At 64.9% G+C, this 11,095-nt stretch carries 12 protein-coding genes; 6 read left to right on the forward strand and 6 right to left on the reverse strand.

All coding sequences use genetic code 11. The features are described from left to right. Positions 1-51 precede the first annotated feature (51 nt). The 5 genes from LYSCAS_RS14755 to LYSCAS_RS14775 are packed head-to-tail and all read left to right on the forward strand — an operon-like array spanning position 52 to position 2,419. Positions 52-390, forward strand: coding sequence for an ArsR/SmtB family transcription factor (locus tag LYSCAS_RS14755; RefSeq protein WP_341868563.1), 339 nt, complete (start codon positions 52-54; stop codon positions 388-390). Beyond that, entirely contained in the window at positions 387-875 is a 489-nt protein-coding gene (locus LYSCAS_RS14760) for an ArsI/CadI family heavy metal resistance metalloenzyme (RefSeq protein WP_213434803.1), read from the forward strand. The genes LYSCAS_RS14755 and LYSCAS_RS14760 overlap by 4 nt, the downstream gene beginning before the upstream one ends. Before the next feature lie 10 nt (positions 876-885). After that, complete coding sequence (locus tag LYSCAS_RS14765; protein ID WP_213434804.1) at positions 886-1,374, forward strand: arsenate reductase ArsC; 489 nt, start codon at positions 886-888, stop codon at positions 1,372-1,374. Beyond that, complete coding sequence (locus tag LYSCAS_RS14770) at positions 1,371-1,754, forward strand: arsenate reductase ArsC (RefSeq protein ID WP_213434805.1); 384 nt, start codon at positions 1,371-1,373, stop codon at positions 1,752-1,754. The genes LYSCAS_RS14765 and LYSCAS_RS14770 overlap by 4 nt, the downstream gene beginning before the upstream one ends. Then, positions 1,751-2,419 carry an aquaporin gene (locus LYSCAS_RS14775; RefSeq protein WP_213434806.1) on the forward strand — a complete coding sequence of 223 codons (669 nt, stop codon included), beginning with the start codon at positions 1,751-1,753 and terminating at the stop codon, positions 2,417-2,419. The genes LYSCAS_RS14770 and LYSCAS_RS14775 overlap by 4 nt, the downstream gene beginning before the upstream one ends. Here the strand turns inward: LYSCAS_RS14775 and LYSCAS_RS14780 are convergent. The 6 genes from LYSCAS_RS14780 to LYSCAS_RS14805 all read right to left on the reverse strand — a co-directional run bounded on the left by LYSCAS_RS14780 (position 2,416) and on the right by LYSCAS_RS14805 (position 9,572). Then, entirely contained in the window at positions 2,416-3,312 is an 897-nt protein-coding gene (locus LYSCAS_RS14780) for a cation diffusion facilitator family transporter (RefSeq protein ID WP_213434807.1), read from the reverse strand. The genes LYSCAS_RS14775 and LYSCAS_RS14780 overlap by 4 nt on opposite strands. 1 nt (position 3,313) lies before the next feature. Further along, positions 3,314-3,640: a P-II family nitrogen regulator gene (locus LYSCAS_RS14785; RefSeq protein WP_213434808.1), complete on the reverse strand. Its 327-nt coding sequence runs from the start codon at positions 3,638-3,640 to the stop codon at positions 3,314-3,316. Beyond that, positions 3,637-6,762, reverse strand: coding sequence for an efflux RND transporter permease subunit (locus LYSCAS_RS14790; RefSeq protein WP_213434809.1), 3,126 nt, complete (start codon positions 6,760-6,762; stop codon positions 3,637-3,639). The genes LYSCAS_RS14785 and LYSCAS_RS14790 overlap by 4 nt, the downstream gene beginning before the upstream one ends. A 30-nt stretch (positions 6,763-6,792) precedes the next feature. Next, positions 6,793-7,905: an efflux RND transporter periplasmic adaptor subunit gene (locus LYSCAS_RS14795; RefSeq protein WP_213434810.1), complete on the reverse strand. Its 1,113-nt coding sequence runs from the start codon at positions 7,903-7,905 to the stop codon at positions 6,793-6,795. A gap of 11 nt (positions 7,906-7,916) precedes the next feature. Then, positions 7,917-9,125 carry a TolC family protein gene (locus tag LYSCAS_RS14800; RefSeq protein ID WP_213434811.1) on the reverse strand — a complete coding sequence of 403 codons (1,209 nt, stop codon included), beginning with the start codon at positions 9,123-9,125 and terminating at the stop codon, positions 7,917-7,919. Positions 9,126-9,242: 117 nt separating this feature from the next. Beyond that, positions 9,243-9,572 (reverse strand): hypothetical protein, encoded by a 330-nt coding sequence (locus tag LYSCAS_RS14805; RefSeq protein ID WP_213434812.1) that lies wholly within the window; start codon positions 9,570-9,572, stop codon positions 9,243-9,245. A gap of 288 nt (positions 9,573-9,860) precedes the next feature. Between LYSCAS_RS14805 and LYSCAS_RS14810 the strand changes: the two genes are divergently transcribed. After that, positions 9,861-10,961 carry a hypothetical protein gene (locus tag LYSCAS_RS14810; RefSeq protein WP_213434813.1) on the forward strand — a complete coding sequence of 367 codons (1,101 nt, stop codon included), beginning with the start codon at positions 9,861-9,863 and terminating at the stop codon, positions 10,959-10,961. Positions 10,962-11,095: the final 134 nt, after the last annotated feature.

Raw genomic sequence — 11,095 nt, forward strand, 5'->3', positions numbered from 1 at the left:
TCGCCAGGGGTTGACCTCGCTCCATATTTCGATATTCTCGGAACCATGGAAATGCCATCCGCCCTCGCCAGCCTCTCCGCCCTCGGTCACGAGTCCCGCCTCCGCGCGTTCCGCCGCCTCGTCGAGGCCGGCACCGACGGCATGCCGGTAGGCGAACTGCGCGAACACCTGGACCTCCCCGCCGCGACGTTGACCGCGCACCTCAACGTGCTGCGTGGGTCCGGGCTCGTGGTCGACCAGCGCGAGGGCCGGGTGATCCGCGTGCGCGCGAACTACGACCAGATGAACGCGCTGATCGCCTACCTCACCGAGAACTGCTGCGCCGGGACCGCGGACTGCGGCCCCACACCCATCGCCTGCAAGCCACGCAAGAAAGGAGCCCCGAAGTGAACCGCTTCCACGTACACCTCAACGTCGCCGACCTCGCCGCCAGCATCCGCTTCTATTCGCAGCTTTTCGCCACACAGCCCACCGTCGTGAAGGACGACTACGCGAAGTGGATGCTCGAAGACCCGCGCGTGAACTTCGCGATATCCAATACCGGGCGCGCAACGGGCATTGATCACCTGGGCCTGCAAGTCGACAACGGCGACGAGCTCGTCGCGCTCGGCAAACGCCTGGACGCCGCGGGCGGCACCGTGGTTCCAGAGGAGGCGACGATCTGCTGCTACGCGCGCTCCGACAAGAACTGGACCGAAGACCCGCAGGGCACTCGCTGGGAAACGTTCCACACGTTCGGCGAGGCGACGACGTACCACGCGGGCGATGCCGCCTGCGCGACCGACGGCGCGGCATGCACGCCGAACGTCGCTGAGATCAAGCCTAAGGTCGACAAGGGCACGTCCTGCTGCTCGCCCGCCGCCGCGTGCTGCTGAGGGCGCAGACATGGACACCACCTACAACGCCCTGTTCCTGTGCACGGGCAACTCCGCGCGCAGCCAGATGGCCGAAGTGCTGTTGAACGCGATGGGCCAAGGGCACTTCCGCGCCTACAGCGCGGGAAGCCATCCGTCGGGCGAAGTACATCCGCTCGCGCTGCAAACCATCCGCGACTTCGGCCTCGGCGCCGAGACACTACGCAGCAAGAGCTGGAACGAGTTCGCCGGCCCAGCCGCGCCGACAATGGATTTCGTCATCACCGTCTGCGACAAGGCCGCCGGCGAATCCTGCCCGGTGTGGCCAGGCCATCCGGCGATGGCGCACTGGGGTGTGCCCGACCCCGCCGCGTCGGGCGATCCGCATGCGTTCCGCGATGCGTGGCTGACGCTGCGACGTCGCATCGAACTCATGCTCGCCCTCCCCCTGCACACGCTGGACAAGATGGCCCGCGAGCAGCGCCTTAATGCCATCGCCGACGAAGGGTCGACCTCGTGAAGCGCGTCCTGTTCGTGTGCATCGAAAACTCCAACCGCAGCCAGATGGCGGAAGCCTTCGCACGCATGATCGGCGGCGCCGACGTCGACGCCTTGAGCGCGGGGTCGGCCCCATCCGGCGTCATCAATCCGAAGGCGATCCGCGCAATGTCGGAACTGGGGTACGACCTCACCACGCACGGCTCGAAGTCGCTCGACGAGATTTCGGGCGAGTTCGACGCGGTGGTGACGATGGGCTGCGGCGATTCCTGCCCGTGGGTGCCGGCGAAGCGACGCGAGGACTGGGCCCTGCCTGACCCCAAGCACCTCGAAGGCGATGAGTACCGCGCCGTCCGCGACGACATCCGCGAGCGCGTCCGCGCGTTGTTGGCGTCGCTGTGAACGCACTCGGTCGTCGGCTGCTCGCCGAGTTCCTGGGCACCACGCTCCTCCTCGCCACCGTCGTCGGTTCCGGGATCATGGGCGTCGCGCTGTCGCGCGGAAACGACGGCGTCGCGCTGCTCGCGAACGCAGGGGCCACGGCCGGCGCGCTGTACGTCCTGATCGTGTTGTTCGGCCCCATCTCGGGCGCGCACTTCAACCCGGCCGTGACCCTGGCGATGCGCGTCCGAGGCGAAGTCGACACGCGCACGGCCGTGGCCTACGTCGCGGTGCAGGTCATCGCTGCGGTTGTCGGCGTGGCGGTCGCGCACGCGATGTTCGACCAGGCGCTGTTGCAACCCGGCACGCATGCGCGCACCGGGGCGTCGCAGTGGTTGAGCGAAGGGGTCGCGACCTTCGGGCTCTTGCTGACCATCCTCCTCGGCGCGCGCCATCGGCCTGCCGCGCTACCGGCGCTCGTCGCCGCATGGATTTTCGCAGCGTACTGGTTCACCGCCAGCACGTCCTTCGCAAACCCCGCCGTCACGTTCGCGCGCGCGTTGACGCAGACGTTCGCCGGCATTCGCCTCGTGGACGTGCCAGCGTTCGTAGGCGCTCAACTCGCGGGCGCATTGGCCGCGATAGGTTTGGCGTCGGCGCTCATCCGACCACAGAACAACCACTAGGAATGCAAGTGGTCACCCTCTTCCCTGCTCCGCTCCATCTGTAGCGTCGAGTGCTCGATGCCGAAGCGCTCGTCCAGTGCTGCGGCCAGCCTGCGCCGCACGTCATCGAGGTCTACGGCGACGTCGGTGACGACGACGTGGCCGGTGAGAATCACCTCGCGCGAACCCATCGACCAAACATGCAGATCGTGCACCAGCGTCACCGACGGGTGCGCTTGCATCATCGTTCGCACCTCGTCGATGTCGATGTCGCTCGGCGTGCCCTGCATCAGCATGTGGCCGGCGGCGCGCAGCAACGTCCAGGTGCGCGGGAGGACCCACAGCCCGATCAGCACCGCGATGATCGGATCGACGATGGTCCAGCCCGTGGCGCGGATGATCAGCGCGCCGATCAAGACGCCGATCGACCCGAGCATGTCGCTCCACACTTCCAGGTAGGCGCCCTTCACGTTGAGGCTCGTGCCGCTGCCGGCCTTCAGCAAGCGCATCGAGATCAGGTTCACCACGAGGCCGAACGCAGCGATCACCAGCATGCCGCCCGATGCGACGTCCGGTGGGTTCCGAAATCTTCCGATAGCTTCCCAGAGGATGTAGGCCGCGACGACGAACAGCAGCCCGCCGTTGATCATCGCGCCGATGGCTTCCATCCGCGCGTAGCCGTACGTACGGCGCTCATCCGCAGGCTTCCGGCTGAGGCGGACGGCGAAGAGCGACACTGCGAGCGCGATGACATCCGTCGCCATGTGCGCCGCATCCGACAGCAACGCCAGGCTGTTGGTGATGAGACCGCCGGCGACCTCCGCGATCAGGAACGCGGTGGTGAGCCCGAAGGCCCACCACAGCGGTCGCTCATGCTGGATTTCACCCGTACCGTGATCGTGTCCAGCGCCCATGTCAGGTGCCCTCCGCCGGTGCAATGGCGACGCTTTGATCGACCGGGATGACGTACACCCACCCCGCGTCGCCGCGCCCCGTCCATCCAACGCGCCGGAACAGCTCCACCGCCTGCTCGACCCGCTCCGCTTCGCAGAACAGCTCCATCTGCACCTCGCTGACCACGAGGTCACCTAATTGCACCGAGTACTCCTGCTCGCGCGCATCCAGCGCACGAAGGAGCCCCTTCACGTCGAAGAGGCTCAAGCGCTGGAAGCCGGCGGCGCCGAGGGCGTGGATCAGGTCCGACACCCGCGAGCGGTGCACGAACGCCTTGATCAATTTCATCGTGATGCTCCGGTTGATGTGCGCGCGGTACGGCGGGCGGCTCGCGTTTCGAGCCATTCGTACAGCACGGGAAGCAGGACCAGCGTCAAGAACGTCGAGCTGAGGAGCCCGCCGACCACGACCGTTGCGAGGGGTCTCTGCGTTTCAGCGCCCACCCCCGTCGACAGCAGCATCGGCACGAGCCCCAGGATCGCCACGCTGGCCGTCATGAGCACCGGCCGCAGCCGCAGCGCGGTGCCCTGCAACACGGCGTCGCGCACTGAAAGCCCCTTGTCCCGCAGCTCATTGAGGAAGCTGACAAGCACGATGCCGTTGAGCATGGCCACGCCGAACACGGCAATGAACCCGATAGCGGAAGGGACCGACAGGTACTGGCCCGTGACGAACAAGGCGATGAGCCCACCGATGGTCGCGAAAGGCACGTTCGCCAGGATGAGCGCGGCGTACTTGATCGAGTTGAACGCCGTGTAGAGCAGGATGAAGATGAAGAAGATCGTCACCGGCACGATCAGGGCGAGCTTTGCCAATGCGCGCTGCTGATTCTCGAACGCACCGCCCCATTCGACCCAGTAGCCGGGCGGCATCTGCATCTTGGACTGGATCGCCTGGTTGGCCTCTTTTACGAAGCCATCCACGTCGCGGCCACGCACATCCATCTGGATCACGGCGTACCGTTGCAGTTGCTCCCGCCGCACGAAGGAATAGCCCTCGCCGACACTCACGTCGGCGACCTCCGACAACGGCACGATCGCACCGCTCGACGTCCGCATGGGAATGCGGCGCAGTGCTTCGACCGATGCGCGCGCGTCATCCCCGAGGCGCACGGCGATGTCGAAGCGCTTCACGCCGTCGAGCAACACGCTGACGGGCTCACCGCCCACGCCGTTGCGGACGATGGTCAGCACCTCCTCGGCATTCATGCCATGGCGCGCGAGTTCGTCGCGATCGACCGCGATGCGAATCTGCGGCTTACCGATGTTCGCTTCCAACGAGAGGTCGGCAACGCCCGGTACCTTGGCGAGCACCGACTTGATGCGCCCGCTCAAGCGGTCGAGTTCCCCGAGGTCTTCGCCGTATAACTTGAGGGCCAACGTGGCGCGCACGCCCGAGATCAGTTCCTCGACACGCATCTGGATCGGCTGCGTGTAGCCGGGCACGACGTTCGGCACCACCTTTTCCAGTGTTTCCTGCATGGCCGATTCGAGTTCCTTGATGTCGCGGCCCGCCGTCCACTCATCCTCCGGCTTGAGCGCCGTGTAAATCTCCATGTAGTTGACGTCGGCGGTTTCGCCTTTCTCCGCGCGGCCGATCATAGCGACGGTCGTGTCGACCTCGGGAAACTGCTTGAACGCATCCGAAATCGTTTTGCTCGTGCGGATCGATTCGTCTAGAGACGTCGACGGGATGCCCGTGATGCGCCACATGATCGATCCCTCCTGCAACTGCGGCATGAACTCCTTGCCCAGGAACGGGAACAACGCGAGGCTGGCGACGAGTGAGACCACCGCGCCGACAACGACCGTGCGCTTCTTCGACAGCGCCTTGTCGAGCAGCGGGTTGTAGACGCGCTTGATTCTTGCGACCAACCAGGTATCGCGTTCTTCCTTCGGCTTCAGGATCAACGACGCCAGCACCGGGATCAGCGTCAGGCTCAACACCATTGAGCCAGCCATGGCGAAGGCGATGTTGAACGCCATGGGCTTGAACATCTTCCCTTCCAGCCCTTCGAGCGAGAACAGGGGCAAGAAGACCACGATGATGATCAGGATCGCGAAGGCAATCGGGTTGGCGACTTCCTTCGCGGCCGCCAGCACCGCGGACGTTCGGTCGACCCTTTCTCCGTGCGCTTGGCGCTCGGCCATGATGCGGTAGGCGTTCTCCACCATCACCACCGCGCCGTCGACCATCATGCCGATGCCGATTGCCAGACCCGCGAGCGACATCAGGTTCGCCGACAACCCGAACTGGCCCATGCCGATGAAGGCGATGAGCATGGCGAGGGGTAGCGTCACGATCACGACGAGTGCCGAGCGTAAATCCCCGAGGAACAGGAAGAGGATCACGGCTACCAGCAGCGATCCTTCGACGAGCGCGCGAACTGCCGTGCCCACTGCCTTGTCGACGAGGTCCGTGCGCTCGTAGATGGGCTTGAGCACCATGGTCTTCGGCAATGCCGCGCGGACCACGTCAAGCTTGCCCTTGACGCCTTCGACCACCTCCTTCGCGTTCTCGCCGATGCGCGCGAGCGCCATGCCGAGCACGACCTCCTCGCCGTCGCGCGTGACCGCACCGAACCGTGGCGCGGGCGCTTCGATCACCTGCGCAACATCGCGCACATAAACGGGCACGCCATCCTCCGACTTCAGGACGATGGCGCCGATGTCATCGGCGGTCTTGAGCAGGCCGAGTCCACGCACCAGGAACTGCTCGCGCCCGACGTCCATCACGTTGCCGCCAACCTGGCCGTTGTTGGCCGGGATCGCGGACAGCACGTCGCCGAAACCGAGCCCGCGGGCGTAGAGCCTTTGCGGGTCGATGCGGATCTGGAACTCGCGCTCGCCGCCGCCCCACGAGGTGACGTCGTCGACGCCAGGGGCCGTGCGCAGGATCAGCCGCACCGTCCACTCCTGCCACGTCCGGAGGTCCATGTCGCTGACCTGGTCTTTGGTGACACCCGGCGCGCGTTCGACCGTATACCAGTAGACCTGGCCAAGCCCCGAGGCGTTGGGCCCCATCGACGGCTTGCCGTAGCCCTCGGGAAGCCGGTCGCCGATTTCCTGCAGGCGCTCGTTGACCAACTGACGGGCGAAGTAGGTGTCCATGTCGTCGTCGAAGTAGACGGCGACGTAGGACAGGCCGAACAAGCTGACCGAGCGGATTTCCTGCACCTTCGGCAACCCCGCCAGCGCCGATTCGACCGGCGTCGTCAGGAGCTGCTCGACGTCTTCGGCGGCGAGGCCGGGCGACTCGGTGTAGACATTGACCTGCGCTGGCGTTACGTCGGGGAAGGCGTCGATGGGCACGCTGCGCACCGCGGCGACGCCCAGGGCGGCGACGACCAGGAAGGCGATCACCACCAGCAATTTGTAGCGAAGCGAGATCTCAACGAGGCGATTCAACATGGCGCGCCTCCCACCAAGGAAGAAGACTGGTCAGTCACCATGACCTTCTCCCAGTTGCGACTTGAGGAGCTGCGACTTGACCTCGAAGGCACCGGCGACGACGACCTGGTCGCCCGCTTTCAGACCCTCTTCGATCACGGTGTGATCCCCTACGACTTCACCGACACGAACGGGCACGGGTTCGATCGCGCCGGCCGCGTTGCGGCGGAAGGCGACCGTGTCACCACCCATCTGCACGAGCGCGTCGGTCGGCAAGGACAGCGTTTGGCGCCCGACTTCGGCGGATTGGAGGTAGACGTCGACGAAGTCGCCGCCATGCAGGAGGTCGTCGCGGTTGGGCACTTCGATGCGAATCACCGCGTTGCGCGTGGCTTCGGAGGTGCGATGCGCGGCCCGCAGAACCTTGCCTTCGATGCGTTTACCGTCGACCACGACGATCACGGGGCTGCCGCTGGCAACGCGCGCCACAGTGCCGGACGGCAACTTGGCGTCGACCCAGACGATGGATTCATCGACGAGGCGATACAGGGTGCGACCGGGCTCGATCCGCTCACCGACCACGAAGTCGTCCTCGGTGATGCGACCGGCGTGCGGTGCGGTCAAGGTAAATCGCCCATTGACGCCGCCCGGCGCGGTGCCGGGCAGGCCGTATGCCTGTGCCTTCGCGCGCGCACGGTCGACCGCAACCTTCGCTTCAGTGATCCGGCGACCGGCGACCGCCTCGCGGCCAAGCGCCTCCACGCGCCGCCACTCCTGCTCGGCGATACGCAGTTCCGCCTGCGCGTCGGAGACCTCGATGCTCGTCAGCGTCACGAGCGGCGTGCCGGCACGCACTTCGTCGCCCAGCTTGGCGTGGCGCCGCACGACGAGCGATTGCACCTGGGGCGTGATCAGGGTCGTGCCGTAAGCGTCGTCGAGGACCTCTCCGGGAGCGCGGAGCTGTTCGCCACCGCTCGCGGGCACCAGGTGTTGAAGGCGAATACCCGCGGCGCGCAGCGCGGCGGCGTCCATGCGAAGCACATTGGCCTCTTGTCCTTCGGCTTCTTCTTCGTGTGCGTCCGTTGCTTCTTTTTGCGTGCAGGCGGACGTCGCGATCGCCAAGGCAGCGGCGACCAGCAGGCTCAGGGGTCGGATCGATTCCATCGAATGCGTTCTCATGGGGTGCCTTCCAGTCCGGCCCAGCGTTCGAGCTGGCCGGTGGCGGCGAGGTAATCGGCATAGGCGCGCCAGACTCGGGCTTGCAGCTCCGCGCGCGCCAGTTCGGTGTCGAGGGTCTGCTTGAGCTGCAACAGGTAGTCGGCGGTGGAGAGCTCACCTTCGCGCCACAGGCGTTCCAGGAGATTTTCCCGACGCGTGACATCGGTGCCGCGGCTCTCCTTCCAACGCGACCACGCCGCGCGCGTCGTGCCGTAGCTGTCGATCGCGCGCCTGCGCTCGGCGGCGACTTCGAGTGCGATGCGATCGACTTCCGCGCGCGCCACGGCGGCGTCAGCCTCCGCGGCGACGACTTCGGCGCGATAGGTGTTGCGGATGTTCAGCGGCACGGTCAACGTCACGCCAACGACGTTGTCGCGGGCCAGGTCGTCGTACTCGACGCGACCACCCCGAACGCCAACGGTGGGATCGGCAATGCGTGCCTTGCGAGCGACAGCGATGTCGCGCTCGGCCCCGGCTGCGGCTGCCCGCGCGATTTCGACTTCGGGCGCGTCGTCGGCGCCTTCACCGCGGGCCGGCAAGGGAAGGACCACGTCCGGCAGGTTCGCCAATGCGGTATCGCCACCGACGCTTCGGAACCGTGCCTCGGCCTGCGCCTGCTCGGCAAGCAGCGTGGCCTGTTCGGCCTCGGCTTCGTCGCGTGCAAGGAGCGCGAGATCGCGTTCAAGCCCGGATATGTCGTCTGCCGCGAACTGCTTCCGGGCGAGGTCCGCGAAGCGCGCGAGGAGCGCCACGCGGCGTTCGCCGGTCTTAGTACGCTCCGTGGCCATGCGCCAATCGCTCATGGCTGCGAACCAGCTCCGAACGAAATCGCGCCGTTGCAGGTGGACACGCGCGATCGTTTCATCGACGCGCGCTGTAGCGGAAGACTCCCGAGCGCGCCGCTTGCCAGCCAGGTCGAGTGTCAGGTTGATGCCGGCGGTGGCGGTCTTGTCCGTGCCTTCGTCGTCGTAGTCGAAGGTGAGCTCGGGGTTGTAAAGCGGACGACCAGCCGCGTCCCGACGCGCGCGCGCGCCAGCAAGTTGCGATTCGGTGGACTGGTAGGTCGGATGTTGTCGCCACGCGGATTGGATCGCGTCGCGGATCGGCGCCGGGGCCCGCGGAGCAGGCTCCTGCGCGTACGCGGCGAACAGCAGGCCCGATGCCATGACGGCAACGAGCAACCGCACGACAGACCGTCGTCGCGGCATGCGAACAAAGTGCATTGGGAAACCCTCAGGATCGACAGGACCTCGGCAGGGCCGAGGGACCGGAGACGTCGTCGATCAGGCGATGGGTGGCCGGAGGGTCAAGGGCAACGGGGCCGAAGCATGTTCGTCGAAGCGATCGCCGAGCACGCTGGTGTTGGCGATGGCGGCTGGCGTCGCGATCGCCATGAGCACCGCCGCCGCGTGGTGGCAGTTGCAGTGCGTGCAGCTCGCGTGCATGGCTACGCCGTCGGCGCCCGCAGCGTCAGCAGGCTTATCCACCAACGCCTTGCCGGGCGTCCCCATGCCGAGATCGGCCAGCTCGTGCTGCACGCACGCCGAGGCCGAACCGATGCGCAGCAGGAGCAACAGCAGCACGAGGATCGCCAGCGCGCGGGAGTGCCGCATGCTAGTGATCAGGCTGGCGGTAGCTGAGGGTGCGGGCATGGCCGTGAACGATACAGGCCGGGACCAACGTTATGTAATTTCAACGGGTCCGTGAGATGGGTACACGTGGAACACTGGTCCGTTCGCCAGTTGACGCTTGGTGGCCCGCCCGCAGCTCCGAGCCTGGGTCGTCGCTTCGGTTAAGGTTGCGCGCATTGGACGCATTTCGCTGTCAGTTGGAGGGGACCAGTGCGAAAACCCGTAGATCCGGAGGATGTCAAGAAGGCGATCGAGGCGACCGGATACCCCTTGGAGCACATGGTCACCGAGCGCTTTCGCGCAAACGGTTGGAGCGTAATTAGCAACCGATACTACGTCGACGACACCGACGGCAAAGCTCGCGAACTCGACCTCATCGCTTACAGAGTGTTCGAAGTTCAAGGTTACGAATTTGTAACCACCGTTCTGGCGAGCTGCAAGAAGGAGCGCACGACAACCTGGGCCTTCCTGTCGCGCGACAAGCGGGGACAGGACCCGAACATCGAGTGGCAGCCGGTTCACTACTGGACTGACATCGAGCCCCTTCGAACGTTCCTGAGCTCCAGCGACTGGCGAAGCAATTACCTTGAGTCAAATCGCCAAGCGAAGGCCGTGACGTTCAACATCACGCGGGACGTTTTTGCGTTTCAGGTGATTGCGCCGCCTGGTCCCCGTCAGGGCGGAAGCCCCGAAGGTACGAGGAAAGAGGCTGCCAGCCGAAACGACTCTCCGATCTTTAATTCAATATCTGGCCTAATGAAGGCGCTCGATTACGAAATTGAAGCGATCCCTGATCGAGCTGCTCAGCGTGCCTTCGCAGGGAAACGAATCTACCTGTTCCGACTCGCTGTCATTGTTGATGCGCCAATGGTTGACGTGCAGCATTCTGAAAAGACACCGAATGTTGTGGAGATTGACCAATTGCTGCTGCTCACGCGCTACATGGTCCGCAAGCGTCATTTGGACGCGCAGGTACATTTCGTTGGCGCCGACAAGGTTGATTGGTTCATCGGTGAGATGGAGTCTCTTGCCACGTACAACAGCGAGCATTTGCATTTGCTTCTGAATGAGTCGTACACATCCATCGCGAGCAATCGTGCCGTTCAAAATTACTTCGCAACGGTCCTGAGGAAAAGACTCATACATGCATTCAACTATCGCCTTTCGTCGGAGGGCTTGAAGGAAGGGGTCAGTGAACTTTTCGTAATGCCAGATGAGTCGGGTGGAATCATCCTCGAAGTCGACGTCGACGATGACACCGCGGATTTCTTGAACAGCGACAGCCGCACCAGGCTGTTGGTGGAAGCTGCTCTGAAGCAAGAGGCGAGGTTTACCGGGTCATTTCAAATCCGGCCAGACCTCCCGTTCTAGCCATCCACCCTTATCCGGCCGGGAACCCGCTGCACACACCCCCAACTTTTTGTGGTTTGTGTATACCGTCGCGCATATCGAAATTCGCCCGCCCGCAGTGGCGGCCCGAATCTTGCGCAGTTTCGGAGCAATTC

It is taken from the genome of Noviluteimonas caseinilytica (assembly GCF_018406605.1).
In the GTDB taxonomy this organism is placed as follows: Bacteria; Pseudomonadota; Gammaproteobacteria; order Xanthomonadales; family Xanthomonadaceae; genus Noviluteimonas; species Noviluteimonas caseinilytica.